At 69.6% G+C, this 26,671-nt stretch carries 27 protein-coding genes and 1 riboswitch; of the genes, 21 read left to right on the top strand and 6 right to left on the bottom strand.

Annotated elements, in window-relative coordinates; all coding sequences use genetic code 11:
• Window positions 1-4: 4 nt before the first annotated feature.
• Window positions 5-496, bottom strand: a complete 492-nt coding sequence (locus AB0L65_RS16210) for an inorganic diphosphatase (protein ID WP_364245509.1) — start codon at window positions 494-496, stop codon at window positions 5-7.
• 137 nt (window positions 497-633) lie between these two features.
• Between AB0L65_RS16210 and dacB the strand changes: the two genes are divergently transcribed.
• The 11 genes from dacB (at window position 634) to AB0L65_RS16155 (ending at window position 10,645) form a co-directional block, all read left to right on the top strand.
• A complete protein-coding gene (dacB, locus tag AB0L65_RS16205) occupies window positions 634-2,055 on the top strand; it encodes a D-alanyl-D-alanine carboxypeptidase/D-alanyl-D-alanine-endopeptidase (RefSeq protein ID WP_364245507.1) in 1,422 nt (473 codons plus the stop codon).
• Window positions 2,056-2,215: 160 nt separating this feature from the next.
• Window positions 2,216-3,292: a zinc-dependent metalloprotease gene (locus AB0L65_RS16200; protein ID WP_364245504.1), complete on the top strand. Its 1,077-nt coding sequence runs from the start codon at window positions 2,216-2,218 to the stop codon at window positions 3,290-3,292.
• A gap of 313 nt (window positions 3,293-3,605) precedes the next feature.
• Entirely contained in the window at window positions 3,606-4,610 is a 1,005-nt protein-coding gene (tilS, locus tag AB0L65_RS16195) for a tRNA lysidine(34) synthetase TilS (RefSeq protein ID WP_364245502.1), read from the top strand.
• A gap of 10 nt (window positions 4,611-4,620) precedes the next feature.
• Window positions 4,621-5,172: a hypoxanthine phosphoribosyltransferase gene (gene hpt, locus AB0L65_RS16190; RefSeq protein WP_357738103.1), complete on the top strand. Its 552-nt coding sequence runs from the start codon at window positions 4,621-4,623 to the stop codon at window positions 5,170-5,172.
• A gap of 238 nt (window positions 5,173-5,410) precedes the next feature.
• Complete coding sequence (ftsH, locus tag AB0L65_RS16185; protein WP_364245498.1) at window positions 5,411-7,405, top strand: ATP-dependent zinc metalloprotease FtsH; 1,995 nt, start codon at window positions 5,411-5,413, stop codon at window positions 7,403-7,405.
• Window positions 7,402-7,980 (top strand): GTP cyclohydrolase I FolE, encoded by a 579-nt coding sequence (gene folE / locus AB0L65_RS16180; protein WP_192788835.1) that lies wholly within the window; start codon window positions 7,402-7,404, stop codon window positions 7,978-7,980. The genes ftsH and folE overlap by 4 nt, the downstream gene beginning before the upstream one ends.
• A gap of 108 nt (window positions 7,981-8,088) precedes the next feature.
• A complete protein-coding gene (folP, locus tag AB0L65_RS16175) occupies window positions 8,089-8,895 on the top strand; it encodes a dihydropteroate synthase (RefSeq protein WP_364245495.1) in 807 nt (268 codons plus the stop codon).
• On the top strand, window positions 8,892-9,338 hold the full coding sequence (locus tag AB0L65_RS16170) for a nuclear transport factor 2 family protein (RefSeq protein ID WP_364245492.1): 447 nt from the start codon (window positions 8,892-8,894) through the stop codon (window positions 9,336-9,338). The genes folP and AB0L65_RS16170 overlap by 4 nt, the downstream gene beginning before the upstream one ends.
• The gene (gene folB, locus AB0L65_RS16165; protein WP_350723768.1) at window positions 9,301-9,693 is read left to right on the top strand and encodes a dihydroneopterin aldolase; all 393 of its coding nucleotides are present in this window, start codon (window positions 9,301-9,303) and stop codon (window positions 9,691-9,693) included. Before AB0L65_RS16170 ends, folB begins: the two co-directional genes overlap by 38 nt.
• Window positions 9,690-10,193 (top strand): 2-amino-4-hydroxy-6-hydroxymethyldihydropteridine diphosphokinase, encoded by a 504-nt coding sequence (gene folK, locus AB0L65_RS16160; protein ID WP_350723766.1) that lies wholly within the window; start codon window positions 9,690-9,692, stop codon window positions 10,191-10,193. The genes folB and folK overlap by 4 nt, the downstream gene beginning before the upstream one ends.
• Window positions 10,190-10,645, top strand: coding sequence for a DUF3180 domain-containing protein (locus AB0L65_RS16155; RefSeq protein WP_364245489.1), 456 nt, complete (start codon window positions 10,190-10,192; stop codon window positions 10,643-10,645). The genes folK and AB0L65_RS16155 overlap by 4 nt, the downstream gene beginning before the upstream one ends.
• Here the strand turns inward: AB0L65_RS16155 and AB0L65_RS16150 are convergent.
• Both AB0L65_RS16150 and AB0L65_RS16145 read right to left on the bottom strand, forming a co-directional pair.
• Window positions 10,642-11,712, bottom strand: a complete 1,071-nt coding sequence (locus AB0L65_RS16150) for an acyltransferase (RefSeq protein ID WP_364245487.1) — start codon at window positions 11,710-11,712, stop codon at window positions 10,642-10,644. The two genes, AB0L65_RS16155 and AB0L65_RS16150, sit on opposite strands and share 4 nt — an antisense overlap.
• A complete protein-coding gene (locus tag AB0L65_RS16145) occupies window positions 11,709-12,854 on the bottom strand; it encodes an NADH-quinone oxidoreductase subunit D (protein ID WP_364245484.1) in 1,146 nt (381 codons plus the stop codon). Before AB0L65_RS16145 ends, AB0L65_RS16150 begins: the two co-directional genes overlap by 4 nt.
• Before the next feature lie 123 nt (window positions 12,855-12,977).
• Here AB0L65_RS16145 and AB0L65_RS16140 point away from each other — a divergent pair, with 123 nt between their 5' ends.
• Window positions 12,978-13,628, top strand: a complete 651-nt coding sequence (locus AB0L65_RS16140) for a DoxX family protein (protein WP_364245481.1) — start codon at window positions 12,978-12,980, stop codon at window positions 13,626-13,628.
• Between the two features lie 8 nt (window positions 13,629-13,636).
• Here the strand turns inward: AB0L65_RS16140 and AB0L65_RS16135 are convergent, their stop codons facing one another.
• Window positions 13,637-14,848, bottom strand: coding sequence for an aminotransferase class V-fold PLP-dependent enzyme (locus AB0L65_RS16135; RefSeq protein WP_364245795.1), 1,212 nt, complete (start codon window positions 14,846-14,848; stop codon window positions 13,637-13,639).
• Between the two features lie 126 nt (window positions 14,849-14,974).
• Window positions 14,975-15,090, bottom strand: a riboswitch (SAM riboswitch).
• 110 nt (window positions 15,091-15,200) lie between these two features.
• On the opposite strand from AB0L65_RS16135, the gene AB0L65_RS16130 reads away from it, so the two are divergent.
• Window positions 15,201-15,938 (top strand): TerC family protein, encoded by a 738-nt coding sequence (locus AB0L65_RS16130; RefSeq protein WP_364245478.1) that lies wholly within the window; start codon window positions 15,201-15,203, stop codon window positions 15,936-15,938.
• Between the two features lie 9 nt (window positions 15,939-15,947).
• Window positions 15,948-17,141: a cytochrome P450 gene (locus AB0L65_RS16125; RefSeq protein WP_350723759.1), complete on the top strand. Its 1,194-nt coding sequence runs from the start codon at window positions 15,948-15,950 to the stop codon at window positions 17,139-17,141.
• On the opposite strand, the gene AB0L65_RS16120 is transcribed toward AB0L65_RS16125, so the two are convergent.
• The gene (locus AB0L65_RS16120; RefSeq protein WP_364245474.1) at window positions 17,125-18,087 is read right to left on the bottom strand and encodes an SAM-dependent methyltransferase; all 963 of its coding nucleotides are present in this window, start codon (window positions 18,085-18,087) and stop codon (window positions 17,125-17,127) included. The two genes, AB0L65_RS16125 and AB0L65_RS16120, sit on opposite strands and share 17 nt — an antisense overlap.
• A 186-nt stretch (window positions 18,088-18,273) precedes the next feature.
• Between AB0L65_RS16120 and AB0L65_RS16115 the strand changes: the two genes are divergently transcribed.
• From AB0L65_RS16115 to AB0L65_RS16090, 6 genes are all read left to right on the top strand, one after another.
• Window positions 18,274-18,501, top strand: coding sequence for a chaplin family protein (locus tag AB0L65_RS16115; RefSeq protein ID WP_364245471.1), 228 nt, complete (start codon window positions 18,274-18,276; stop codon window positions 18,499-18,501).
• A 443-nt stretch (window positions 18,502-18,944) separates the two neighbouring features.
• Complete coding sequence (locus AB0L65_RS16110) at window positions 18,945-19,835, top strand: DUF2520 domain-containing protein (protein WP_350723753.1); 891 nt, start codon at window positions 18,945-18,947, stop codon at window positions 19,833-19,835.
• Between the two features lie 16 nt (window positions 19,836-19,851).
• Window positions 19,852-20,688, top strand: a complete 837-nt coding sequence (gene panC / locus AB0L65_RS16105) for a pantoate--beta-alanine ligase (protein ID WP_364245467.1) — start codon at window positions 19,852-19,854, stop codon at window positions 20,686-20,688.
• Window positions 20,689-20,750: 62 nt separating this feature from the next.
• Complete coding sequence (locus AB0L65_RS16100) at window positions 20,751-21,086, top strand: DUF6624 domain-containing protein (RefSeq protein ID WP_364245792.1); 336 nt, start codon at window positions 20,751-20,753, stop codon at window positions 21,084-21,086.
• Between the two features lie 63 nt (window positions 21,087-21,149).
• Window positions 21,150-23,675 carry an L-aspartate oxidase gene (locus AB0L65_RS16095; RefSeq protein ID WP_364245464.1) on the top strand — a complete coding sequence of 842 codons (2,526 nt, stop codon included), beginning with the start codon at window positions 21,150-21,152 and terminating at the stop codon, window positions 23,673-23,675.
• Between the two features lie 3 nt (window positions 23,676-23,678).
• Complete coding sequence (locus AB0L65_RS16090; RefSeq protein ID WP_364245461.1) at window positions 23,679-24,461, top strand: type III pantothenate kinase; 783 nt, start codon at window positions 23,679-23,681, stop codon at window positions 24,459-24,461.
• A 66-nt stretch (window positions 24,462-24,527) separates the two neighbouring features.
• On the opposite strand, the gene AB0L65_RS16085 is transcribed toward AB0L65_RS16090, so the two are convergent.
• Window positions 24,528-25,019, bottom strand: a complete 492-nt coding sequence (locus AB0L65_RS16085) for a hypothetical protein (RefSeq protein WP_364245458.1) — start codon at window positions 25,017-25,019, stop codon at window positions 24,528-24,530.
• Between the two features lie 147 nt (window positions 25,020-25,166).
• On the opposite strand from AB0L65_RS16085, the gene lysX reads away from it, so the two are divergent.
• Window positions 25,167-26,648: a bifunctional lysylphosphatidylglycerol synthetase/lysine--tRNA ligase LysX gene (gene lysX / locus AB0L65_RS16080; RefSeq protein WP_350723744.1), complete on the top strand. Its 1,482-nt coding sequence runs from the start codon at window positions 25,167-25,169 to the stop codon at window positions 26,646-26,648.
• Window positions 26,649-26,671 lie beyond the last annotated feature (23 nt).

Genomic DNA, 26,671 nt, shown 5'->3' with positions numbered 1-26,671 from the left:
GGGGTCAGTGGTGACCCTCCTCCTTGGCCCGGCGGAAGGAACGCTCGATCTCGGCCTCGGCCTCGATGCGGCCGACCCAGTTGGCGCCCTCGACGGACTTGCCCGGCTCCAGGTCCTTGTAGACCTCGAAGAAGTGCTGGATCTCCAGGCGGTCGAACTCCGACACGTGATGGATGTCCTGGATGTGGTGCATCCGCGGGTCGGTCGAGGGGACGCAGAGGACCTTGTCGTCCCCGCCCTTCTCGTCCGTCATCCTGAACATGCCGACCGCCCGGCAGGTGATGTAGCACCCGGGGAAGGTCGGCTCCTGCAGCAGCACCAGCGCGTCCAGCGGGTCGCCGTCCTCGCCGAGGGTGTGCTCGATGAAGCCGTAGTCGGCGGGGTACTGCGTGGAGGTGAACAGGAGCCTGTCGAGCCTGATCTTCCCGGTCTCGTGGTCCACTTCGTACTTGTTCCGATTCCCCTTCGGAATCTCAACGACGACGTCGAACTCCACCGCGGTCCTTTCTCATGGGCCGATTCCGCTTCACCGGGCAGTGCCTGGTTCGGCTTCGTCTCCCGCACTCAAGCCCCCGGGGACCCCCGGTTGGGCGTTAATGTCTCGTAGGCGAACACAGGAGAGAGGCAGACGACGTGGCGCGGCACGACCGGTGGGTGATGTTGACCACTCTCGCCGTGCTGCAGGCCCTGACGATCGTCATCGGCGTTTACGCGATGACCACCGACTTCAGCCTGGGCGCGTTGACGAGGCAGTCTCCACCGACCAAGCCGACGGCGTCCCCGCCGGAAGGGTCTTCCTCCGTCCCCGTGGTCACCTCAGGGCCTGTGCTGGCCCAGCTTTCGGTGAAGTCAGGGGGCGGACCTCTCCCGACTAAGGGTACTTTGACGCGCCAGCTCACCAGTGCCCTGGGTGACGAAGCGCTCGGCTCTCACGTGGGCGCGGTGGTGCTCGACGCGGCCACCGGCGAACGGATTTTCGCCGCCAACGCCGACGTCCCCATCGTCCCGGCCTCGACCACGAAGATCGTCACGTGCTCCGCGGCCCTCGCCTCCCTCGGCCCGGACACGCGTCTGTCCACCAGGGTCGTCCAGGGCGCGAAGCCGGGCACGGCCATCCTGGTCGGGGGCGGCGACCCGATGCTGGCCGGCCCGTCGGCGAAACCGACGTACCCGAAACAGGCGAGCCTGGCCACCCTGGCGGCCCGCACGGCCGCCACCCTCAAGTCGCAAAACGTTCGAAAAATCACCCTTTCGTACGACACCTCGTTGTTCGTCGGTTCGGCGATCGCGCCCGGCTGGAAGCCGAACTACGTTCCGGACGGCGAGGTCGCGCCCGTCTACGCCTTGACCATCGACGAAGGCCGCCAGAATCCCCGTTTCCATCAGCCCCGGGTCTCCAACCCGCCCCAGTACGCCGCCGCGGCCTTCGCCAAGTTGCTGGCCAAGCAGGGGATCACGGTCTCCAGGTCCGTGAAGCCCGACAAGGCCCCGGCGGGCGCCCCCGAGCTGGGCCGGGTGGACTCCGCCCCGATCTACTCCCTCGTCGAGCACACGCTCACCCGAAGTGACAACGACATGGCCGAGGCCCTGGCCAGGCACGTGGCCATCAAGGAAGGCCAGGAGGCGTCGTCCGAAGGGGGCACCAAGGCGGTTGTGGCGGTGCTCCAGCGGCTTGGGGCCGCGCAGGGGATCTCGCTCTCCGACGGCAGCGGCCTGTCCACCCGCAACCGCATCAGCCCCAGCGCCCTGGCCAAGCTGATCGCCATGGCCGGCTCCACGAGCCAGCCCAACCTGCACGCCATCGCCTCCGGCATGCCGATCGCGGGCTTCTCCGGCACGCTGGGGAACGGCCGGCGGTTCACGGGCAGCGACAGCAGGGGGCAGGTGGGGCTCGTACGCGCCAAGACCGGCACGCTGAACAACGTCAACACGCTGGCGGGCATGGCGACCACGAAGGACGGGCGGCTGGTGACCTTCGCGTTCATGGCGGACCGCGTCCCGGTCACGGCCGAACCCGTACTCGACCGCCTCGCCGCCATCGTGGCAAGGTCCTGATCGCCCTCCTTCGCGTGCTTACGGCGATCCTTCGGATCGCGGCTCAGTCGCTGGGGTCCGGTGTCTTCCCTCGTCGCTCGGTCGCTTCGCTCCCTCCCTCCTCAGTCCAGACACCGGCGCTCCTTCGCAGGTTGGGCATCGAGCACGTACGGTGGACGGTATGCAGGTGATCGACTGGGATCTGGCTGTCTCGACCGGCACGCGCCTGGTGCGCCCCGGTCCTCAAGTGAGCCGGGAGGAGGCCAGGCAGGCCGTCACCGAGCTCCGTACCCTGTCGCGTGAGGCCGAGGGCCACGTGCGCGAGTTCACCAAGATCCACGCGGAGGCCGCGCCGCAGGCCGCGACCATCGTCGACCGGCCCGGTTGGATCAAGGCGAACGTCGAGGGCTTCCGCGTGGTGCTCGAGCCGTTGACGGAGCGCATGGGCAGCGGCGACAACCAGCCGCCCGCCATCGTCACCGCCGTGGGCTCCCGCATCACGGGCGTCGAGGTCGGGGCCGTCCTGGCCTTCCTCGCCTCGCGGGTCCTCGGGCAGTACGAGCTGTTCCTCCCGCCCGACCCCACGGGCCAGGAGCCCGCGGGCCGGCTGACGCTCGTCGCCCCCAACATCGTCCACGCCGAGCGCGAGATGGGCGTCGACCCGCACGACTTCCGCCTGTGGGTGTGCCTGCACGAGGAGACGCACCGGGTGCAGTTCACGGGCGTGCCGTGGCTGCGCGAATACGTCCGGTCGCAGATGACCGAGTTCCTGCTCGCCTCCGACCTCGACCTGCCCACGCTGCTCGAACGCCTCCGCAGCGCCGCCGACACGGTGGCCGACGTGGTGCGCGGCGGGGAGGGCAACCTCATCGACGCCATCCAGTCGCCGGGGCAGAAGGAGATCCTCGACCGCCTGACGGCCGTGATGACCCTGGTGGAGGGGCACGGCGACTACGTCATGGACGCGGTGGGCCCGTCCGTGGTGCCCTCGGTGGGCGACATCCGCGCCAAGTTCGCCCAGCGCCGGGAGGGCGGCTCCCGCCTCGACCGTACGGTGCGGCGGCTGCTGGGGATCGACCTCAAGATGAAGCAGTACGCGGAGGGGTCGGCGTTCGTGCGGAAGGTGGTGGACCGGGTGGGGATGGATGGCTTCAACAAGATCTGGACCTCTCCCGAGACGCTTCCGACGACGTCGGAGATCTCCGACCCGGACGCCTGGATCAGCCGCGTCATCGGCACCCCGGCCCTCCCGGCCTGACCCTCCCACCCCGGCCCCTTACGCCAGCGACCGCCCAGCGGACTGCGAAAGCGGCCGGCGGTGGGCGGGTGGCGCAAGTGCCTCGTGATGCAGGTGCGTGAGGCCGACGTCCCGTGCCCTTGGGGTGCCGCGCCGGCAGGGCGTGGCGCAATGAAGCTCGGAGCCCTGCGACGGCGGGTGGCATGGCACAGGCGGCGGACGGCAGGTGGCGTAGGCAACGGGCAGCGCGAGCGGCATGGCGCAGGCGGGCGTCGGTGGGCAGCGGGCGGTTGGCGGCCTGGTGTGGTGTGGGTGGCGGTGGCGGGGGGTGAGAATGGCACCCGTGGGTCCACATCCAGCCGTTGCCGACGTGCGCCGGGCAGTGCGTGAGGCGCTGGCCGACGTCGAGCAAGGCGCGCTCGTGCTGGCCGCCTGCAGCGGCGGGGCCGACTCCCTGGCGCTGGCGGCGGCGCTGGCGTTCGTGGCGCCCAGGACGGGCCTCAGGGCAGGGCTGCTCACCGTGGATCACCAGCTACAGCCCGGCTCGGCCGAGCGGGCCCGGACGGTCGCGGACATCGGGGTCCGCCGGCTGGACCTGAGCCCGGCCGAGGTTCTCACCGTCACGGTCGGCACCGAGGGCGGCCCCGAGGCGGCGGCGCGGGACGCGAGGTACGCTGCGCTGGCCCAGGCGGCCGACCGGCTCCAGGCGGAGGCGGTCCTGCTCGGGCACACCCGCGACGACCAGGCGGAGACGGTGCTCCTGGGCCTGGCCAGGGGGAGCGGCGTCAGGTCCCTGTCCGGGATGGCGGCACGCAGCGGGCGCTACCGCAGGCCGTTCCTGAACATCCCCAGGGCCACCACCGTCAAGGCCTGCGCGGCCATGGGGCTCGACCCCTGGGACGATCCCCACAACGAGGACCCCCGCTACACGAGGGTCCGCGTGCGAAGGAGGGTCCTGCCCGTCCTCGAGGCGGAATTGGGCCCGGGGGTGGCCGAGGCGCTCGCGAGGACCGCGGGGATGGCGCGGGAGGACGCCGACGCCCTCGATCAATGGGCCGAATCGGCGTACCAAAATTGCGCTCTTAGCGATATTCCGGGATCGGTGACACTGGCCTTGCCAGAGCTGGAGAAGCTCCCCGACGCCGTCAGGCGGCGGGTGCTGCGGCGGGCGGCCATCGCGGCGGGAGCGCCGTCAGGGGCCCTCTCGGCCACGCACGTGCTGGCCGTGGATCGGCTGGTCACGAACTGGCGCGGGCAGAAGGCCGTGGACCTGCCCGGGGGTCTGTCCGCTGTCCGGCGGTATGGCACCCTGATACTCGCCATCAGTCCCATCGCATAAGGAACCACAGGTGGACGCTGCCGACATGGGCCATGACCTGGAAAATGTCCTCATTCCCGAGGACGAGCTCCAGGCCAAGATCAAAGAGCTTGCCGGGCGGATCGACGAGGACTACGCGGGTAAAGACTTGCTGCTCGTTGGCGTGCTGAAGGGCGCCGTCATGGTGATGGCCGACCTGGCCAGATCCCTGCACGTGCCCGTGCAAATGGATTGGATGGCGGTGTCGTCGTACGGCGCGGGCACGAAGTCATCCGGCGTCGTACGCGTGCTGAAAGACCTCGACACCGACATCTTGGGCCGCGACGTGCTGATAGTCGAGGACATCATCGACTCCGGCCTGACCCTGCACTGGCTGTTGGAAAACCTGAAGTCGCGTAATCCCGCCTCACTTGAGATCTGCACCGCGCTGCGGAAACCCGACGCGGTGAAGGTGCCGATCGATGTGAAATACGTGGGGTTCGACATTCCCAACGAGTTCGTCATCGGTTACGGCCTCGACTACGCCGAGCGATACCGGAATCTGCCGTTCATCGGCACACTGGCCCCACACGTTTACAAGTAGCAATCTGGACCTCGGCCGGGAACACCGCGCACCGTGACGTACGTTGATAGGGCAAGACCGGTGCAGCGGGCGGGTCCCCCCGTGCGCTCTGCCGGTGTACCTTCAGACTCCTGGAGGGTGACCGCGTGTCCCCCTCGGGTAGTCAGAAGTCGCGGTGCCGGATGCCGCGGCCCCGGGCCAGCCCGGGGTTCCAGGCCATGGTCAGGAAGGGACGGGCCCGCAAGGGGTTCCGCATCGGATGGATCTCAAGCGATTTACACGTGGGCCACTGCTGTGGATCCTGGGCATCGTCGTGCTGCTCCTACTCGTCACTCAGCTTTGGAGTGGCGGCGGAAATTACAAGCAGGCCGACACGTCCCTGGTTCTCCAGCAGATTCGCGCCGGAAACGTCAGCAACGCCAAGATTGTCGACAAGGACAACCGGATCGAGGTGACGCTGACCAACCCGATCACGGTCAAGGCCGGCGACTCCCCGACGAGGCTGATCCAGTCCGACTGGGTCACGGGCTACGGCAGCAAACTGACCGACGAGCTCCAGGCTCAGGTCGACGCCGGCAAGACCAAGAGCTTCAACACCGAGGTGCCCCAGGAAAACTTCCTGGTCAGCATCCTGGTGAGCTTCCTGCCGATCGTCTTCATCGTGCTGATCTTCCTGTTCATCATGAACCAGATGCAGGGTGGCGGCTCGCGAGTGATGAACTTCGGCAAGTCGAAGGCCAAGCTCATCACCAAAGACACCCCCAAGACGACTTTCGCCGACGTCGCAGGTGCCGACGAGGCCATCGAGGAGCTCCAGGAGATCAAGGAGTTCCTGCAGGCCCCGGCCAAGTTCCAGGCGATCGGCGCCAAGATCCCCAAGGGCGTGCTGCTGTACGGCCCGCCCGGCACCGGTAAGACCCTGCTGGCCCGTGCCGTGGCCGGCGAGGCGGGCGTGCCGTTCTACTCGATCTCCGGTTCCGACTTCGTCGAGATGTTCGTCGGTGTCGGCGCCTCGCGGGTGCGCGACCTGTTCGAGCAGGCGAAGGCCAACGCCCCGGCGATCATCTTCATCGACGAGATCGACGCCGTCGGCCGCCACCGCGGCGCCGGCCTGGGCGGCGGTCACGACGAGCGCGAGCAGACGCTCAACCAGCTGCTCGTCGAGATGGACGGCTTCGACGTCAAGGGCGGCGTGATCCTCATCGCCGCGACCAACCGGCCCGACATCCTCGACCCGGCGCTGCTGCGCCCGGGCCGTTTCGACCGGCAGGTCACCGTCGACCGCCCCGACCTCGAGGGCCGCAAGGGCATCCTCAAGGTCCACGGCCGCGGCAAGCCGTTCGCCCCCAACGTCGACCTCGACGTCATCGCGCGCCGCACCCCCGGGTTCACCGGCGCCGACCTGGCCAACGTGATCAACGAGGCCGCCCTGCTCACCGCGCGGGCCGACCAGAAGCTGATCACGATGGACGTCCTCGAGGAGTCGATCGACCGCGTCATGGCAGGGCCCGAGCGCAAGTCGCGGGTCATGTCCGACAAGGAAAAGAAGATGATCGCCTACCACGAGGGCGGTCACGCGCTGGTGGCGCACGCGCTGCCCAACTCCGACCCGGTCCACAAGATCACGATCCTGTCCCGCGGGCGCGCACTCGGTTACACGATGACGCTGCCGATGGAGGACAAGTTCCTGGCCACCAGGTCGGAGATGATGGACCAGCTCGCGATGCTGCTCGGCGGCCGCGCGGCGGAGGAGCTCGTCTTCCACGAGCCCACCACCGGCGCCTCCAACGACATCGAGAAGGCCACGGCGGTCGCCCGCCGCATGGTGACCGAGTACGGCATGAGCGAGCAGCTCGGCGCCCGTAAGTTCGGCACCGGCCAGGCCGAGGTGTTCCTGGGCCGCGAGATGGGCCACGAGCGCGACTACTCCGAGAAGATCGCCTCCACGATCGACGAGGAGGTCCGCCGGATGATCGAGACGGCGCACGACCAGGCGTGGGACATCCTGGTCGAATACCGCGACGTGCTCGACAACCTGGTGCTCGAGCTCATGGAGAAGGAGACGCTCTCCCGCGAGCAGGTGCTGGAGATCTTCGCCTCGGTCGTGGTCAGGGCACACCGCCCGTCCTACGCGGGCTACGGCAAGCGGCTCCCCTCCGACCGTCCGCCGATCCTGACCCCCAAGGAGCAGTCGGCCAACGGCTCGCTCACCGCGGGCCACCAGGACGCCCTCCCGTCCGGGGACAGTGTGTGACTCAGTACGACGTCGACCTGGGCCGGATCGAGAAGGCCGTACGCGAGATCCTCTACGCCATCGGCGAGGATCCCGACCGTGACGGCCTCCTCGACACGCCGGCCCGGGTCGCCCGCGCCATGGCCGAGCAGTACTCAGGGCTCGGCCAGAAGCCCGAAGACGTCCTGACCAAGGTCTTCGACGTCGATCACGACGAGATGGTGCTCGTCCGGGACATCGAGGTCTACTCGACCTGCGAGCACCACCTGGTCCCGTTCCACGGTGTGGCCCACGTGGGCTACATCCCCAACGACCGCGGCCAGGTGACGGGCCTGTCGAAGCTGGCCCGGCTGGTGGACGTGTTCGCCCGCCGCCCCCAGGTCCAGGAGCGCATGACGTCCCAGATCGCCGACGCTCTCATGCGGGTTCTGGAGCCGCGCGGAGTCATCGTGGTGGTCGAGGCCGAGCATCTGTGCATGACGATGCGCGGCGTACGCAAACCGGGCGCCAAGACCGTCACCTCGGCGGTTCGCGGCGATTTCCGCACGAGCGACAAGACCCGATCTGAGGCGATGGCGCTGATCCTGGGTCGTTGATGACCGAACGGGGACCCACGATGTCAACATGTGTGGGGGAGCGCCTAGGCTTGGCCCATGACTAGCGTGCCCATCAGCGTGCCGGGAGGTGCGGATCGGTGCCTTGTCATGGGTGTGGTCAATGTGACCCCCGATTCGTTCTCCGACGGCGGCCTGTGGTTCGACGAGGCGGCCGCCATCCAGCATGGCCTTGAGCTGGTTCAGGAGGGGGCCGACCTGGTCGACGTGGGCGGCGAGTCCACCCGTCCGGGCGCGGCCAGGGTGTCCCTGGAGGAGGAGCTGGCCAGGGTCGTCCCCGTGATCAGGGCACTCCACGCCGAGGGAGTGGCGGTCAGCGTCGACACGATGCGGGCCGAGGTGGCCAAGGCCGCGGTCGAGGCGGGGGCGCGGCTGGTCAACGACGTGAGCGGTGGTCTCGCCGACCCGGAGATGCCGCGCGTGGTGGCCGCGACCGGCGTCCCGTACGTCGTGATGCACTGGCGCGGCCACAGTCATGACATGGACAACCGCGCGGTCTACGCCGACGTGGTCACCGAGGTCCGCGAAGAGCTCGGCAAGCGGGTCGACCTGGTCCTGGCCGAAGGCGTCACGGAGCAGCAGATCGTGCTCGACCCCGGCCTGGGCTTCGCCAAGAACGCCGAGCACAACTGGGCACTGCTGGCCGGGATCCCCCAGCTGGCCGAGCTCGGCTACCCATTGCTCATCGGAGCGTCGCGCAAGCGCTTCCTCGGGCGCCTGCTGGCGGGTCCTGACGGCACACCCCGGCCGTTCAGCCGCAGCGACGCCGCGACGCTGGCCGTGACCGCACTGGCCGCCCAGGCGGGCGCCTGGTGCGTACGCGTCCACGAGGTGGGTCCCAACGCCGATGCCGTACGCGTGGCAGCCGCATGGAAGAGAGCCGGAGCCAACACATGAGCGTCGACACCGTCGCGATCGAGACGATCAACCAGGAGTTCTACGCCGCGATCGAGAACGCGGATCTCGACAAGATGACCGAGATCTGGGCCGAGGACACCGCCGACGACCAGGTGAGCTGCGTGCACCCGGGCTGGACCCTGCTCAGCGGCCGGTCCGAGGTGCTGCGGTCGTGGGCCCTGATCATGGCCAACACCACCTACATCCAGTTCGTGCTGACCGACGTCGACACGACCGTGCTGGGCGATGTGGCCGTGCTCACCTGCGTCGAGAACATCCTCACCGCCGGCGAGGAGGGTGAGTCCAGCTTCGCCGCGGGCAAGGTGGTGGCCAGCAACGTCTACATCCGCACCTCGCAGGGCTGGCGGCTGTGGATGCACCACGGTTCGCCGGTGCTCCAGGGAGATGACGACGAGGAGGAGGAAGGCGAGCTTGAGCCCTGATCGCATCGCTCTCAAGGGCCTGCGGGCCAGGGGGAGGCACGGCGTGCTCCCTGCCGAGCGGGAGCTCGGGCAGGAGTTCGTCGTGGACGCGACGTTGTTCCTCGACACCGCGCCGGCCGCGGCCGGCGACGACCTCACCAAGACCGTCCATTACGGAGAGCTGGCCGAGGCGCTGGTCAAGGTCGTGGAGGGCGAGCCGGTCGCGTTGATAGAGACGCTCGCGCAGCGGCTGGCCGACGTGTGCCTGGCCAGTGAGCTGGTGCGTAGGGTCGAGGTGAGCGTGCACAAACCGGCGGCGCCCATCCCGCTGCCGTTCGACGACGTGGTCGTGACCATTGAGCGGAGCCGCGTATGAAAGTCGTCCTCGCTCTCGGCAGCAACCTGGGGCCCCGGTTCCAGACGCTGCAAGGCGCCGTGGACACCCTGTTCGACGCCCCTGGGCTGGAGTTCGTCCAGGCGTCGCCGGTCTACGAGACCGACCCTGTGGGCGGTCCGCCGGGACAGAAGCCGTATCTCAACGCGATCGTGATCGCGGAGACCACCCTGCAGCCGCGCACGCTCCTGGAGCGGGCACAGAGCGTGGAGAACGCCTTCGGGCGGGTGCGCGCCGAGCGCTGGGGGCCGCGGACGCTCGACGTCGACCTGATCGTGGTGGGCGACACGATCTGCGACGAGCCGGAGCTGACGCTGCCGCATCCGCTCGCTCACGAGCGCGCGTTCGTGCTCGTGCCGTGGGCGAAGGCCGACCCCGACGCGGTGGTGCCCGGGCGCGGCCGGGTGGCGGAGCTGCTGGCGGGCATCGACCAGCAGGGGGTACGCCTGCGCGACGACCTGAAACTGCAGAGGCCCGATTGAAGCCCACCCATCCGGGCCGCCTGGTCGGCATCATCGCTGTTGTCGCGCTGATCGCGTGGGCGGCGGTCAGGCCCTTCTATTCAGACCTGCCCCTGATGCCGTGGACGGCGATCCCGACCGTGCTGCTGCTGGCCATCGGCGAGGGTTACAGCGCCTGGGTGACCAAGGCCAGGATCGCCAGGAAGCCGGGCACCAAGCCGGTGGAGCCGCTGTCGGTGGCCCGGCTGGCCGCGCTGGCCAAGGCGTCGGCGTACGCGGGAGCGGTGTTCGGCGGGTTGTTCGCCGGGTTCGGGCTCTACACGGTGCAGATCCTGGACCGGGAGACGCCACGGGCGGAGTTCTTCGTCGCGGCGGGGTCGTTCGTGGCCTGCGTGGCGCTGATCTGCGCCGCCCTCTACCTGGAGCACGCCTGCCGGATCCCCAAGGACTCGGACAACCACAAACCAGACTAAGAACGCCCACGCCGGCCGAAGACGTAGATGACCGGGGCGGTGCAGATCAGCGGGCCGAGGATGGCGATCGGGCGTTCCAGCCACCATTTCAGGTCCGGCGGGATCTCGGTGCCCAGGCTGCCGAAGAGCCACCACGACAGGCCCAGCGCGATGGCCATCCCGGTCGTGTGGAAGAGGAAGAGCGGCAGCGAGTACCGGTTGATGAACCCGTTCACCCGGCGCCAGCCCGGACGCTCCAGCACCCGCTCCATCGACGGCCGCAGCACCTCCACCAGCCCGACCTGGAACAGCAGCAGGGCGACGATCACGAACGTGGGCGGCGCCATGTTCGACCACTTGTCGCCCGGCACGCCCACCATCGAGCCCGGGTAGATGCCCGAATAGACCAGGCCGAACAGGGCGAACAGCCCCGTCCAGAGCACCGCGATGTCATAGCGCCTGGGCAGGATGACGATCCGGTCGTAGAAGAACCCGGCCTGGTGGGCGAGCCCCCAGACGATGATCATGTTGAGCCAGCCGACCCAGTCGACCCCGTACCGGAAGCGGACCACGTCCACCACCAGCGACGCGCCGCCGAGCCAGATCAGCGTCAGCACGTCGTAGCGGCGGTGCAGCCAGAGCGCCACGGGCAGCAGCGCGATCAGGACGAGGTAGACGCCCAGGAACCACAGCGGGCTGAGCACCAGCAGCACCACCCGCCACATCCAGTCGACCTGGAACGTGTACGTCACGACCGCCCCGATGGCGATCCACACCCCGGACAGGAACAGGGCGGGTAAAGCCAGCGCGCGGATGCGCCGCCAGACGAACGAGCCGATGCCGACGCCGCGTTCCTTGGCCCGCTCCCAGGACAGCAGGTGCACGTGGCCGCCGACGTAGAAGAACAGCGGCAGCACCTGCAGCAGCCAGGTCAGGATCCACAGCCCCGAGGTGAAGCCCAGCGGGCTGGTGGGCTCGGGGCCGCTCGGCTTCCACTCCAGGATGGTGAACGCCCAGTGCCAGACCACCACGACGCACAGGCTCAGGGCTCGGAGCCAGTCGACGTACTTGTCGCGCTCGACTTTCACTTGTCGATGTCACCCACGACGAAGAACATCGAGCCGAGGATGGCCACCATGTCGGCGACCAGGTGGCCGGGCAGCATCTCCCGCAGCACCTGGACGTTGCTGTACGAGGCCGAGCGCAGCTTGAGCCGCCACGGGGTCTTGTCGCCCTTGGAGACCAGGTAGTAGCCGTTGATGCCGAGGGGGTTCTCGGTCCACGCGTACGTGTGGCCCTCCGGCACCTTGAGCACCTTCGGCAGGCGCTGGTTGATCGGCCCGGGAGGCAGCGAGCGCAGCCGCGAGACGCAGGCGTCGGCCAGGTCGAGCGAGACCTTGAGCTGGTCGAACAGCACCTCGAACCGGGAGTGGCAGTCGCCGGCCTGCCGCGTGACGACCTTCACGGGCAGCTCGGGGTAGGCGAGGTAGGGATCGTCGCGGCGCAGGTCGAAGTCCACGCCGGAGGCCCTGGCGATGGGGCCGCTGACGCCGTACTGCGTGATCTGCTCGCGGGAGAGCACGCCGACGCCCCTGGTGCGGGCGATGAAGATCTCGTTGTGCAGGATGAGGTTCTCGATGTCGGGCACCCGGCGGCGGGTCTCCGCGACGGCCTCCGACACCCGGTCGAGCCAGCCGAGCGGCAGGTCCTCCTTGAGGCCCCCGACCCGGTTGAACATGTAGTGCATGCGGCCGCCGGAGATCTCCTCCATGACCGCCTGGATGCGCTCGCGCTCGTTGAACGAGTAGAACAGCGGCGTGATCGCGCCGAGCTCCAGCGGATAGGAGCCGAGGAACATCAGGTGGTTGAGCACCCGGTTGAGCTCGGCCAGCAGCGTGCGCGCCCACACGGCCCGGACCGGGGGCTCCATGCCGAGCAGACGTTCGGCGGCCAGCACCACGCCCAGCTCGTTCGCGAACCCCGACAGCCAGTCGTGCCTGTTGGCCAGCATGATGATCTGACGGTAGTCGCGGACCTCGAACAGCTTCTCCGCGCCCCGGTGCATGTAGCCGATGATCGGCTCGGCGGCGGTGATGCGTTCGCCGTCGAGCGTCAGCCTGAGCCGGAGCACCCCGTGGGTGGACGGGTGCTGCGGGCCGATGTTGAGGATCATGTCCTCGGTGGCCAGCTCTTTTGCGCCCGCGCCGATCCCGACCACACGTTCCGTCATATGGCAATGCTGCCACCGCGCCGGTTGCTGGGCCAGGGCAGGGCCGGGTCAAGGAATAGTACGGAACCGCATCCCTAACTCGGACACGGGGAGGAATACCAGGAACCGGGGGGAGATAACACCATGAAGAAAGTTGTGTTTGATGTCGCGGCGTTGATCGCACGGGTGGTGACCGGCGTGATCTTCTTGGTCCACGGCTCGCAGAAGTGGGATGGCGGCCTTGCGGCCACGGGACAGGCGTTCAAGGGGATGGGGATCCCGATGCCGGAGCTCGCCGCCATGTTCTCGACCGTCGTCGAGATGGCGGGCGGCATTTTCCTGATCCTGGGCCTGCTGGTGCGCCTGGTGGGGCTGCTGTTGCTGATCAACATGCTGGGCGCCATCACGTACGTGCACGCGGGGCACGGGGTGCTGTCCAGCGCCGGCGGCTGGGAGCTGCCCGGCGCGCTCGGGGCACTGGCCCTGTTGTTCCTGGCGCTGGGGGGCGGCCGGATCGGGATCGACGGGATCTTCGCCGCGATGTTCCGCCGGCGCTCGGAACGCCGGGCCGCCGAGGAGGAAAGCACCGCGCGGCCACAGCGTCCGGAGCCGTCGAACGTCACGACCAGGCCCGCCGGCCTCACGACGCCCGCCGAGGCGCCTCGGGTGCCCAGGCAGCCGACCGAGCACCGGGCCGGCGTGGTCAACGACGACGACATGAGGGACATCGACGCCCTGGTCTCCGACGAGCCGCCGCCGCACCGCAAGCCGCCGAACCGCTCCGACGCCGTCTAGCGGCCGACTCAGCGATTCACGAGGTCCCGCACGGCCTCGACCAGCCGGTCCACGTGCTCCTGCGTGGAGCCGATGCCGATGGAGGCCCGCACCGCGGAAGCGGTGCCGTCCTCACACCCGCCGTCGGCCTCTCCGAGAAGATGCCGGACGAACGGGTGCGCGCAGAACTTGCCGTCGCGCACCCCGATGCCGTACTCGCCGGACAGCACCTCGGCCACCTCGCGGGCCGAGTAGCCGGCCACGGTGAACGACACGATGCCGACGCGCGGGTGGTCATCCCCCCACAGCGACAGCTCCCGTACGCCCTCGATCGAGGCCAGCCCCGACCGCAGGCGCGCGATCAGCCGCTCCTCCTCCCGCACCAGCGCGGTCCAGCCGGTGGCCGTGAGCGCGTCGCAGGCGGCGGCCAGGGCGATGGCGCCCAGCACGTTCGGGGTGCCCGCCTCGTGCCGCGGCTCCGGGTCGTCGTGCCACTCGGTGTCGTCGCCCACGGAGCGCACCGCGCCGCCGCCCTTGAGGTACGGGTCGCCGTCCGCGAGCCAGTCCCGCCGCCCGACCAGCACCCCGGCGCCGAACGGCGCGTACAGCTTGTGCCCGGAGAAGGCCACGTAGTCCAGGTCGAGCGCGGTCAGGTTGAGCCGCCGGTGCGGTACGAGCTGGGCGGCGTCCACCAGGATGCGGGCGCCGTGCCGGTGCGCGACGTGGGCCAGGGCGGCGATGGGCCAGAGCTCGCCGGTGACGTTGGAGGCGGCGGTGACCACGAGCAGCTTGGGGCCGTCGATGCCGGCCAGGGCCGCGTCGGCGGCGCGGACGGCCTCGCCGGGGAAGGCGGGCGGCGCCAGCCGTACGGACTTCTCCCAGGGGAGGAGAGAGGCGTGGTGCTCGGTGTCGAAGACCACGGTGGTGGTGCCGGCGGGCAGGCAGCGGGCCAGGAGGTTCGTGGCGTCGGTGGTGTTGCGGGTGAAGATCACGGCGTCGTCCGGGCGGGCCCCGACGAACGCCCGCACCGTGTGGCGGGCCTGCTCATAGCGGGCGGTGGTGAGCTGCGAGGCGTAGCCCGCGCCCCGGTGGACGCTGGAGTAGGCCGGGAGCGCGGCGGTGACGGCGGCGCTGACCGGCTCGAGACAGGGGGCGCTGGCGGCGTAGTCGAGGTTGGCGTAGCCGACGAGCCTGCCGCCCTTGACCGGCACCTCGAGATCGGCACCGAGCACGGCGGGGATCGGCCTGCCCGTGGCGACCGGAACGGCCTCGGCCTCGGCGGCGCGAGCGGGGACGGAGCTGAAGATCGTCAACGTGGACACGGCACATCTCCCTCAGGGTCATCGGACCCCTGGAAGCAGCCACGGAGCCCGCGCTTGCCCGCCACACTTCGTGACGGACCAGGTCTTCACCCGGGGCACCCCGCCGCGGACGCGAGGGTTGCCGGCCAGCTAGCCGGGGCTTGTCGCTGGCACTCATGACCTACGGCGGAGACTATAACCCAATCCCCTCCATCGATCGCAAGTCGGTGAACTTATCCGGCGGCTGACTCGTTGCTACCGGAAATCCCGCTCATGTCATGGAGGTGCGTAAATGTTGGACTGGGTGACCGACCCGCAGATCTGGATCGGTTTCTTCACCCTGGTCGCCCTGGAGATCGTGCTGGGGATCGACAACATCATCTTCATCTCCATCCTGGCCGGGAAACTACCTCCCGAACAACGGGACAGAGCCCGGGTGCTGGGTCTGGGAGCGGCCCTGATCACCAGGCTGCTCCTGCTGCTCGCCCTGTCGTGGGTGGTGCAGCTCACCGAGCCGCTGTTCGCCGTCTTCGGTCACCAAATATCGGGACGCGACCTGATCCTGCTGCTCGGCGGCCTGTTCCTGCTGGGCAAGAGTGTCACCGAGATCGGCCACAGCATGGACGGCCCCGTGGGCAAGGACGGCAAGAAGGCCGCGGCCGCCTCCTTCGCCTCGGTGATCATCCAAATCATGGTGCTGGACATCGTGTTCTCGCTCGACTCCGTCATCACCGCCGTCGGCATGGTCGACACGCTCGGCGTGATGATCGCGGCGGTCGTGGTGGCGGTGCTGGTGATGCTGTTCGCCTCGGGACCGATCAGCAGGTTCGTGGACCGGCACCCGAGCATCAAGATGCTGGCGCTGTCGTTCCTCGTGCTGATCGGCGTGGTGCTCATCGCCGAGGGCTTCGGCCAGCACATCCCCAAGGGCTACATCTACTTCGCGATGGCGTTCTCGCTGATCGTCGAGCTGCTGAACATCCGGATGCGGAGCAAGCGGACGGCGCCACAGGAGGACCCCACTCCTTAAGATGAAATAGTGCGATTTGACCCTTGGGATCCGGATTTCGTGGCGCACCCGTACCGGGTGTACGACGAGCTGAGGCGCGAGGCGCCGGTCAGCTACTTCGAGCCGACGAACCAGTGGCTGATCTCACGTCATGCCGACGTGAACGCCCTGCTCAGGGACCGCCGCCTGGGGCGGTCCCACCTCCACGTGGCCACCAACGAGGAGTTCGGGAGGCCGGCGGAGCCGGAGTTCCAGGAGCCGTTCTGGCGGGTGATCAGGGCGGGCATGCTCGACGTGGAGCCGCCGGTGCACACCAGGCTGCGCCGGCTGGTCTCCAAGGCGTTCACGCCGCGCATGGTCGAGTCGCTGCGTCCCCGGGTGCGCGCCATCGCCGCGGGCCTGGTGGACGCGTTCGTGGAGAAGGGCGGCGGCGACCTGCTCGCCGAGGTCGCCGAGCCGCTCCCGGTGACGGTGATCGCGGAGATGCTCGGCATCCCCCACGCCGACCGTCACCTGCTGCGCCCCTGGTCGGCGGAGATCTGCGGCATGTACGAGCTCAACCCGAGCCTCGAGGCCCAGCACACGGCGGTACGGGCGGCGTCGGAGTTCGCCGACTACCTCAAGACCCTGGCCGCGGAGCGCCGCCGGGCTCCCGGCGACGACCTGATCAGCGCGCTGGCGCAGATCGACGAGCTGACCGAGGACGAGCTGGTCGGCACGTGCGTGCTGCTGCTCAACGCCGGCCACGAGGCCACCGTGAACGTGACGGGCAACGGCTGGTGGTCCCTGTTCCGCAACCCCTCCGAACTGGCCCGGCTGCGCGAGGACCGCTCGTTGCTGCCCACGGCGGTCGAGGAGGTGATGCGCTGGGACACGCCGCTGCAGATGTTCGAACGCTGGGTGCTGGAGGACATCGAGGTGCACGGGGTGGAGATCCCGCGCGGGTCGGAGGTGGCGTTGCTGTTCGGCTCGGCCAACCGCGACCCGGCGGTCTTCGAGGACCCGGACCGGCTCGACGTGGGGCGGGCCGACAATCCGCACATCTCGTTCGGGGCCGGGATCCACTTCTGCCTGGGCGCACCGCTGGCCCGCATCGAGCTCATCGAGTCGTACGGCGCGCTCCTGGACCGGGCGGCCAAGCTCGAGCTGCGGGAGGAGCCGAGCTGGAAGCCCGGCTACATCATCAGGGGGCTGCGGTCGCTGGAGGTCACCGCCGCTGGCTGAGCCAGCCGAACCCGCCGAGCCCCGCCGGGTCGATCAGCTCACCCTCCTCCGACGCCCTGGCCAGCGCCCGGATGTAAGCGCGCGGCTCGGTGCGGGCCAGGTCGATCGGGGGCCTGGTGCCGGTGATCCCCAAAGCCCTCAGCGCGTCGCGCTGTGTGGACAAGGCTGTGGATATCGCGCCGGCCCGGCGCCCGGCCTCGGCGCACGCGTCAAGCGCGACATGAGCCGTGATATCGCAGGTCCCATCGGGGATCGGGGCAACGACCGCGCCGTCGCGGTAACCGGTCAACGTGCCACAGAGCGGCCGGTTATCCACAGGGTGTGCATAATCCACGGCAATCGCTCGGCCCCTTGTGAGGCGTCCCAGGACGGAGGCCCACGCCTCGTCGCGGGGGCGGCCGATCTCCGCGCGCGAGCCCACCCGGGTCAGCGGCCACCACCGGTCGAGCCAGGCGCAGTCGTCCGGTCGCGGCGGGCCGCCGAGGCGCTCCTCGCCGGTGCGGACGTTCACCATGATGAGGCGTGGCCCGGCGGAGGTCTGCTCCACCACGTCGAGCGGCACGTTGTCGAGCCACTCGTTGGCGATGGCCAGGCCCGTGATGCCGGTGGGCACGCTCGGCCGCCAGGCGATCCGCTCGGGCAGGCCGTCCGGCCTGGGGGAGAGGTCGACGGCGGTGACGCGGAGCCGGTCGCGCAGCGCGGGCTCGGCGGCCTCCAGCACCTGGGCGACCAGCATGCCCTCGCCCGCGCCGATGTCGACCAGGTCGAGCACGTCAGGACCGCCGAGCTCGGCGTCCACCTCCGACAGCAACGCCAGCACCGCGTCGGCGAACGCCGGGGAGGCGCTGACCGAGGTCCGGAAGTGGCCTGAAGGGCGTTCGCGAAGGTAGAAGCCCTCCTCGCCGTACAGCGCGCGCTCCATTGCGGCGCGCCAGGTGAGCCACATGTCAGGACTATCTCATGACTTTCGGGTGACACGCATCGTCATCATTTGGCTACTCATTGTCGCCGACTTGCGGTACGTTTACCTAATGTCATCGAGCGTTCGCTCTGCGTCACCCTCATTTGGCGCGACCGACCGCTCCCGAGCAAGCACCAGCGGCCCCAGGCCGCGAAACCGAGAGGAGCCCTCGTGCTGAAGAAGGTCATGGTCGTCACAGGAGCCGTCGCCATGCTGTCGCTCGCGGCCCCGGCGCAGGCCGACACGACCAGCGGCAACGGCAGTGTGCTCGGCGGCAACCAGCTGCACCTTCCGATCGCGATCCCGATCAACATCTGTGGCAACGCCGTGGCCGTCATCGGCGCCGCGTTCGCCGGCTGCCAGGGCGGTGCCACCGCCTACGTGCCGAGCCACCACTGAAAGAAGAGAGAGCCCGGGCCGGCACTCGTCCGGCCCGGGCTCCGACTCCGGCTGGTCGGTCGGCGAGCGGCCGGCCGGTCGCACCTCCAAGAGGTCACATCCTGCGGGCGTCGGGTCCTGGATGAGGGGACTCGGCGCCCGCTGCCATGCGATGAAACCCCTCTCCTCATCTCTTCCGACAGGGGGTGCACGTTTTGTATGCCCTTGTCGCTTTTGTCGTTAACTCAACGGACGGCAAAACCGCGGTCACGTAGGAGCCCTCGGGCGAGTCGCGAGACGCGCCCGACAGTCCGCAGCCCTTGAGAGGCCGTTACGCTGGTCGGCAGTGCCACAACAGAAGCCTGCTCGTCGGACCGGAGTCCTGCTCGTCGTGCCTGGTTGAGGCCAGGCCGGCAGTCCGGCCGGCAGGCTTCTCATCAGCAGGTCGACAGGGGTGTGACGTCATGGACGCAGGGGATCGCCCGGCACGGCTGACTGTCGGCGTACTCGGGGCGGGCAAGGTCGGCTCGGCCCTCGGTGCCGCACTGGCTCAGGCGGGCCACCGGATCGCGGCCGCGAGCGGCGTTTCGGACAATTCACAGCGATGGGCGGCCGACCGGCTCGGCGTCAAGCCGTCCAGGCCCGACGAGGTGGTCGCGCAGGCCCAGCTCATCCTGCTCACCGTGCCCGACGACGCGCTGCCCGACCTCGTCAACGGGCTGGCCACGACGGGCGCCGACCTCCACGGCAAGCTGCTGGTCCACACCAGCGGGGCGTACGGGCTGTCCGTGCTGGAGCCGGCGGCCAAGGCCGGCGCGCTGCCGCTCGCGCTGCACCCGGTGATGACCTTCACGGGCAGGGACGACGACCTCAACAAGCTCACCGGCATCTCGTACGGCGTGACCGCCCCCGACGTGCTGCGGCCGATCGCCGAGGCCCTGGTGATCGAGATGGGCGGCGAGCCGGTCTGGATCGCCGACGCCGACCGCGCGCTCTACCACGCGGCGCTGGCCGGGGCCGCCAACCACATGGTCACCCTCATCGCCGAGTCGCAGGAGCTGCTGGGGCGCATCGGCGTCGAGCACCCGGGGCGGATGCTGGGCCCGCTGCTCGGGGCCGCGCTCGACAACGTGCTGCGGCTGGGCATCACGGGGCTGACCGGCCCGGTCGTCCGCGGCGACGCCGGCACCGTGCGCAGGCACGTGGACGCGCTGATCCTGGCGGCACCCGAGGCGGCGGACGCCTACATCGCGCTGGCCCGCCTCACGGCCGACCGCGCGCTGGCCGCGGGGCTGCTCAAACCGGAGGAGGCGGAGCGGCTCCTCGACGCGCTGGGGGGCAATATATGGACCTGACGGTAAGGGGCATCTTATGGAGCTGATCGTTGCCAGGGGCCGGGAAGACCTGGTCAAGGCGCGTCGGGGTGGTGCGGTGGCTCTGGTGCCAACCATGGGTGCGCTGCACGAGGGGCACAGGTCGCTGATCAGGCAGGCCCGCGTCCGCGCCGATCAGGTCGTGGTCAGCATCTTCGTCAACCCCCTGCAATTCGGCCCAAGCGAGGATTTTTCGCGCTATCCCCGTACATTCGACGCCGACCTGGACGTGTGCCGGGCCGAGGGCGTGGACGTCGTCTTCCATCCGGACGCCGCGGAGATGTACGCGTCCGACCGCCAGGTGAGCGTCTCCGCGGGCCACATGGGCTCGATCGTCGAGGGCGCCTTCCGGCCAGGCCACTTCGACGGCGTGCTGACGGTCGTGCTCAAGCTGTTCAACCTGGTCCAGCCCGACCTGGCGGTCTTCGGGCAGAAGGACGCCCAGCAGCTCGCCCTCATCCGCCGCATGGTCGCCGACCTCGACCTGCCCATCGAGATCCTGGGGGCGCCGACCGTACGCGAGCCCGACGGCCTGGCCCTGTCGAGCCGCAACCGCTACCTGTCCGACGACGACCGCCAGGTGGCGCTGGCGCTCTCCCGCGCGCTGCGGGCGGGCGCGGCCGAGCTCACCCCGGCCCGGGTCCGCACGGTGGCCCAGGAGGTGCTGGACGCGGCCGGGCCCCGGCTCACGACCGACTATCTGGCGCTGGTCGATCCGGCGACGTTCGCCGAGGTGGACGAGTCGTACGCGGGGATGGCCGTGCTCGCGGTCGCCGCCACGGTGGGCACCACCCGGTTGATCGACAACGTCACCCTCACCTTGAATCCCGCCTGAGGCGGATTACCGTCGGGTCATGACCGACGAGGAGCTGCGGGACGAGTTGCTCCGGCGCGCCGCTGGTCTCGCAGGTCGGGCACCGGGCCGCGCGGGCGGCCTGGCTGCCGGCCCAGCACGCCACCTCCCATCGGGCGCAGCGGGTCTTCCATGAGGGGATGGCCGACGCGGTCGAGCGCGAGGAGGCCTCACCGCGCGACTTCGCGTACCTGGAGGACCGGGTACGCGTCCGCTCGGGCCGTCCCCAGCTCTACGGGACGCAGTTCCACGACGGCGTAGGCGGTCTGGAGCCCATGCCGATCGAGGACCCCGGCCTGCTCGACGAGCGCCGCGCGGCCGTGGGGCTGGAGCCGTTCGCCGAGTACGAGGCCTTCATCCGGAAAACAGAGGGCCGCTGACATCTCACTCCGCACGAGGCGTTATCGTCATATTGACGAAATCCCTCAGTGAGGAGACCCCTGATGAGTGCACCGGCGATTCCCCTGCGGCTGACCGCGCCCGCGGCCGGCTGGACCGTCGAGGCGGACGTGGTCGTCATCGGCTCCGGCGTCGCGGGCCTGACCGTGGCCCTGCGCCACGCGGAGCTGGAACCGTCCGCCAAGGTGCTGGTCGTCACCAAGGACGTGCTGTCGGCGGGCTCCACCCGGTGGGCCCAGGGCGGCATCGCGGCCGTGCTCGACCCCCGCGACACCCCTGACGAGCACCTGAACGACACGTTGATCGCCGGCGTCGGGCTGTGCGACGCGCGGGCGGTGCGCACGCTCGTCACGGAGGGGCCCGGCGCGCTGCGGCGGCTCATCGGCCGCGGCGCCCGTTTCGACCGCACCCCCGACGGGGAGCTCCAGCTCACCAGGGAAGGCGGGCACCGGCGCGACCGGATCGTGCACGCGGGCGGCGACGCCACGGGAGCCGAGGTGCAGCGGGCGCTCGTCGAGGCCGTGCGCGCCGCGGAGATCGAGGTGATCGAGCACGCGCTGGTGCTCGACCTGCTCAAGGACGCGAAGGGCCGGGCCAGGGGAGTGACGCTGCACGTCATGGGCGAGGGCGCCCGCGACGGGGTGGGCGCGGTGCGCGCCAGGGCGGTGGTGCTGGCCACCGGCGGCATGGGCCAGGTCTACTCGGCCACCACCAACCCCGCCGTCTCCACCGGCGACGGGGTCGCGCTCGCGCTGCGGGCCGGGGCCGTGGTGCGCGACATCGAGTTCGTCCAGTTCCATCCGACCGTGCTGTGGCTCGGCGAGGGCTCGACGGGGCAGCAGCCGCTGATCTCGGAGGCGGTCAGGGGCGAGGGCGCCTACCTGGTCGACCACGAGGGTGTCAGGTTCATGCAGGGCGCGCACGAACTGGCCGACCTGGCGCCGCGCGACATCGTGGCCAAGGCGATCATGCGGAGGATACGCGAGACGGGCCGCGACCACATGTACCTCGACGGCCGCCACTTCGGCCGCGAGAAGTGGGAGACCCGCTTCCCCACGATCTACGCCGTCTGCCGCGAGCACGGCATCGACCCGGTCACCGAGCCGATCCCCGTGGCCCCGGCCGCCCATTACGCGAGCGGCGGCGTCATGACGGACCTGCGCGGCCGTACCTCGATCGAGGGCCTGTACGCGTGCGGCGAGGTGGCCTGCACCGGCGTGCACGGCGCCAACCGGCTGGCCTCCAACTCCCTGCTCGAAGGGCTCGTCTTCGCCGAGCGCATCGCCGAGGACATCCAGGCGGTACGCCCTTCACCGGGAGAGCCGGTGGAGAGCGGCGCCGTCTCCGGCCTGGTGGACCCGAGGGTCAGGCCCAGGATCCAGGCGCACATGAGCACCGGGGCGAGCGTGCTGCGCAGCCGCGAGTCGCTGCTGGCCACGGCCAAGGCGCTGCGCGACGCCCGCTGGACGCCGGTCGAGGTGGCCGCCTGCACCGAGTCCTGGGAGGCCACCAACCTGCTCACCGTCGCCACCGTGCTCACCGGCGCGGCGGCGGCCAGGCTCGAGACCCGCGGCTCGCACTGGCGCGAGGACTACGACACCCGTGACGACAACGAATGGCTGGGCCACCTGGACGTGACCCTGACCGAGGAGGGCCCCCGTATGACGTACACGCCCCACCGCGACGCGATGCCGCCGCGCCTGGCGCAGGAGCTCACCGCCGCCGGGCTGGACCCGGCCGAGGTGGACGCGCTGATCGACCGGGCGCTGGCCGAGGACCTGCAGGAGGCCGGCGACGTGACGAGCCTGGCCACGATCCCGGCCGAGCAGCGCTCGGTGGCCGACGTGGTGGCCCGCAAGGACGGCGTCGTGGCCGGGCTGGCGGTCGCGGAGGCGGTGTTCGTCCGGCTGGGCGCCGCCCGTACCGAGAGAAGGGCCAAGGACGGCGAGCGGGTGCGGGCCGGAGACGTGCTGATGACGGTCGAGGGGCCGGTACGGGCCCTGCTGACGGCCGAGCGCACCGCGCTCAACCTGCTCACGCACCTGTCCGGGGTGGCCACGCTGACCGGCAGGTGGGTGGAGGCGATCAGCGGCACGGCGGCGCGCGTGCGGGACAGCCGCAAGACGCTGCCGGGGCTGCGGGCGCTGGAGAAGTACGCGGTGCGCTGCGGCGGCGGCGTGAACCACCGGATGTCGCTGTCGGACGCCGCGCTGATCAAGGACAACCACGTCGTGGCGGCCGGTGGGGTGGCCGAGGCGTTCAGGGCGGTCAGGGAGCGCTACCCCGACCTGCCGATCGAGGTGGAGATCGACCGGCTCGATCAACTGGAGGCCGTGTTGGACGAGGGAGCCGAGGAGATCCTGCTGGACAACTTCACGATCGAGGACACGGACCGCGCCGTACATGTCGTGAAAAATCGGGCAGGGAACAGGGTTGCGCTCGAAGCCAGCGGGGGATTGACCTTGGAATCGGCTCGTCGCGTGGCCGAAACTGGCGTTGACTATCTGGCGGTGGGAGCGCTGACGCACTCTGCGCCGGCTCTGGACATCGCATTGGATCTGCGGGGGTAATTGATGCTGCTCACGATCGACGTCGGCAACACGCACACCGTGCTCGGGCTGTTCGAGGGCGAGGACGTCATCGAGCATTGGCGGCTGGCCACCGACGCCCGCCGCACCGCCGACGAGATCGCCGTCGTCCTCCAGGGGCTGCTGGCGCAGTCGCCGCTGCTCAAGGGGGCCGACATTGACGGCATCGCCATCTGTTCGACCGTTCCGAGCGTGCTCAACGAGATGCGTGAGATGTGCCGCCGCTACTACGGCGACGTGACGGCGGTGATCGTGGAGCCGGGCATCCGCACCGGGGTGCCCGTACGCATGGACAACCCCAAAGAGGTCGGCAGCGACCGCATCGTGAACGCGCTGGCGGCCATCGACCAGTACGGCGGCCCCTGCGTCATCGTCGACTTCGGCACCGCGACCTCGTTCGACGCGGTGTCGGCCAAGGGCGAGTACGTCGGCGCGGTGACCGCTCCCGGCATCGAGATCTCGGTCGACGCGCTGGCCGCCGCCGGGGCCCAGCTGCACAAGGTGGAGCTGGTCAGGCCGCGCTCGGTGATCGCCAAGAACACCGTGGAGGCCCTGCAGGCCGGCATCATCTACGGCTTCGCGGGCCAGGTGGACGGGATCGTGGAGCGGATGGCGGCGGAGCTGGCCGATGACCCCGACGAGGTGACGGTGGTGGCCACGGGCGGGCACGCGGCGCTGGTGGTGGGCGAGTCGCGCTCCATCGACGTGCACGAGCCGTGGCTGACGCTCATGGGCCTGCGCCTGATCTACAAGCGGAACACGGCCTGAGCCTCAACAGGAAAAAGCGGCCTCCCGCCCGGGTGGGAGGCCGCTCGCACGTCCGGGGACGACTCGTCACTCGCTCTCGGCGGTGTAGATGTAGTCCCAGGGGCTGCACTTCGTGGGGTAGTTGCTGTACTGGCCGATCTGGCAGACCTTCACCCGCACGCTGAAGACGTCGTTCTCCGAGAAGGTGAACTTCTTGTAGCCGGGGAAGCCGCAGTACTTCTTGGAGTAGACCGGCGACCAGTCGTGGTCGAAGTCGCTGGCCTCGAACTTCACGAATGCGCACTTGCCGCCCTCGTCCTCGTCGCGGTTGTCCAGGTCGTAGAGCCGGCCCTTGACGGTGACCTCGTTCGACTCGCCGTCCTCGTCCCAGCTGACACCGATCCAGCCCTGCGACTTCGCGAGGCTGTTCTTGGCGTAGACAGGGCCCCAGTAGTCGGAGTAGTCGTCGTCGTGGCTCGGGGCGCCGGCCGTGGCGGCGTTGGCGGCGGCAGGCAGCGACAGGGCCAGAGCGCTGGTGGCGGCGACGGCGAGGAAGCCTGTCGCGATCTTCTTCAACATCTTCTCTCCTTGAGCTCCCCCTGGGACCGGCTCCCTACCGGTTCCCCCCTGAGCTCGTGAGACATTGATAGAAGAGGGCTCTTGCAGCGGTCCTGCAGCGTGCCGACGAACCCTTGCAGGTCGCCATATCCCCTACCCTTTGTTCTTGTGAGCGACGAACTTCCCGAGCAGATGCGCATCCGGAGGGAGAAGCTCGACCGCCTTCGCAGCGAAGGCGTCGACCCTTACCCGGTGAATTTCCCCCGTACGGCCACCAACGCCGAGGTCCGGGAGAAATACCAGGGCCTGGAGCCCGACACCGCCACCGGCGACACGGTCGCGGTCGCGGGGCGCGTCATGCTCAACCGCGTGGGCGGCAAGCTCTGCTTCGCCACGCTCCGCGACGGCGGCGCCGACCTCCAGGTCATGATCTCGCTCGACAAGGTGGGCGAGGACTCGCTGGCCGCGTGGAAGCGCGACGTCGACCTGGGAGACCACGTGGGCGTGACCGGCGAGGTCATCACCTCGCGGCGCGGCGAGCTGTCCATCCTCGCCGACAGCTGGCAGATCACCGCCAAGTGCCTGCGTCCGCTGCCGGAGAAGCACGTCGGGCTCACCGACCCGGAGGCGCGCGTCCGCCAGCGCTACGTCGACCTCATCGTCAACGACGAGTCGCGGAAGATGGCCCGCCTGCGCAGCGCCACGGTGCGCGCGGTGCGCGACTTCTGGCACGAGGAGGGCTACCTCGAGGTCGAGACGCCCATGCTGCAGCCCATCCACGGCGGCGCGGCGGCCCGGCCGTTCAAGACCCACATCAACGCCTACGACATGGAGCTCTACCTTCGCATCGCGATCGAGCTCTACCTCAAGCGGCTCGTGGTCGGGGGCATCGAGAAGGTCTTCGAGATCAACCGCAACTTCCGCAACGAAGGCGCCGACTCCACGCACAACCCCGAGTTCACGATGCTCGAGGCCTACGGCACCTACCTCGACTACAACGACATGGCCGACCTGACCCAGCGGATGTACCAGAAGGCCGTGGTGGCCGCCCTGGACACCACGGTGGTCGTCCACGACGGGGTGGAGGTCGACCTCGGGATCGCCCGGTGGCCGCGCATCACCCTGTACGGCGCGGTGTCGGAGGCCGTGGGCGAGGAGATCACCACCGCGACCGGCCTGGAGGAGCTCCGCAAGATCGCCGATCGGCGCGAGATCCACTGGGACCCGAAGTGGGGCCAGGGCAAGCTGGTGCAGGAGCTCTTCGAGGCCCTGGTGGAGCACACGCTCGTCCAGCCCACGTTCGTGATGGACTACCCGCTGGAGACCTCGCCGCTGACCCGCCAGCACCGGGACAACCCGCTGCTGACCGAGAAGTGGGACCTGATCGGCTTCGGCACGGAGCTGGGCACGGCCTACTCCGAGCTGATCGACCCGATCGAGCAGCGCCGCCGCCTGGTGGAGCAGTCCCTCCTGGCCGCCGGGGGCGACCTCGAGGCGATGCAGCTGGACGAGGACTTCCTGCAGGCCCTCGAGTACGCGATGCCGCCCACGGGGGGCATGGGCGCGGGGATCGACCGGATGATCATGGCCTTCACCGGCAAGAACATCCGCGAGACCATCCTGTTCCCGCTGGTCAAGCCCACCCACTGACCCGCGTCCCGCCGCCGTCGTAG

This window comes from Nonomuraea sp. NPDC052116 (assembly GCF_040680035.1).
Classification (GTDB): domain Bacteria; phylum Actinomycetota; class Actinomycetes; order Streptosporangiales; family Streptosporangiaceae; genus Nonomuraea; species Nonomuraea angiospora_A.
Note: the sequence above shows the minus strand (reverse complement) of the source record. Positions and strands in the feature narration are given on the sequence as shown.

What these genes read in the sequence shown, in the direction of transcription:
- AB0L65_RS16200 (WP_364245504.1), top strand. Translation starts at nt 2,216, where the DNA reads ATGCAGGTGATCGACTGGGATCTGGCTGTCTCGACCGGCACGCGCCTG.
- tilS (WP_364245502.1), top strand. Translation starts at nt 3,606, where the DNA reads ATGGCACCCGTGGGTCCACATCCAGCCGTTGCCGACGTGCGCCGGGCA.
- ftsH (WP_364245498.1), top strand. Translation starts at nt 5,411, where the DNA reads ATGGATCTCAAGCGATTTACACGTGGGCCACTGCTGTGGATCCTGGGC.
- folP (WP_364245495.1), top strand. Translation starts at nt 8,089, where the DNA reads ATGGGTGTGGTCAATGTGACCCCCGATTCGTTCTCCGACGGCGGCCTG.
- AB0L65_RS16170 (WP_364245492.1), top strand. Translation starts at nt 8,892, where the DNA reads ATGAGCGTCGACACCGTCGCGATCGAGACGATCAACCAGGAGTTCTAC.
- folB (WP_350723768.1), top strand. Translation starts at nt 9,301, where the DNA reads ATGACGACGAGGAGGAGGAAGGCGAGCTTGAGCCCTGATCGCATCGCT.
- folK (WP_350723766.1), top strand. Translation starts at nt 9,690, where the DNA reads ATGAAAGTCGTCCTCGCTCTCGGCAGCAACCTGGGGCCCCGGTTCCAG.
- AB0L65_RS16145 (WP_364245484.1), bottom strand. Translation starts at nt 12,854, where the DNA reads ATGACGGAACGTGTGGTCGGGATCGGCGCGGGCGCAAAAGAGCTGGCC.
- AB0L65_RS16140 (WP_364245481.1), top strand. Translation starts at nt 12,978, where the DNA reads ATGAAGAAAGTTGTGTTTGATGTCGCGGCGTTGATCGCACGGGTGGTG.
- AB0L65_RS16130 (WP_364245478.1), top strand. Translation starts at nt 15,201, where the DNA reads ATGTTGGACTGGGTGACCGACCCGCAGATCTGGATCGGTTTCTTCACC.
- AB0L65_RS16120 (WP_364245474.1), bottom strand. Translation starts at nt 18,087, where the DNA reads ATGTGGCTCACCTGGCGCGCCGCAATGGAGCGCGCGCTGTACGGCGAG.
- AB0L65_RS16110 (WP_350723753.1), top strand. Translation starts at nt 18,945, where the DNA reads ATGGACGCAGGGGATCGCCCGGCACGGCTGACTGTCGGCGTACTCGGG.
- panC (WP_364245467.1), top strand. Translation starts at nt 19,852, where the DNA reads ATGGAGCTGATCGTTGCCAGGGGCCGGGAAGACCTGGTCAAGGCGCGT.
- AB0L65_RS16095 (WP_364245464.1), top strand. Translation starts at nt 21,150, where the DNA reads ATGAGTGCACCGGCGATTCCCCTGCGGCTGACCGCGCCCGCGGCCGGC.
- AB0L65_RS16090 (WP_364245461.1), top strand. Translation starts at nt 23,679, where the DNA reads ATGCTGCTCACGATCGACGTCGGCAACACGCACACCGTGCTCGGGCTG.
- AB0L65_RS16085 (WP_364245458.1), bottom strand. Translation starts at nt 25,019, where the DNA reads ATGTTGAAGAAGATCGCGACAGGCTTCCTCGCCGTCGCCGCCACCAGC.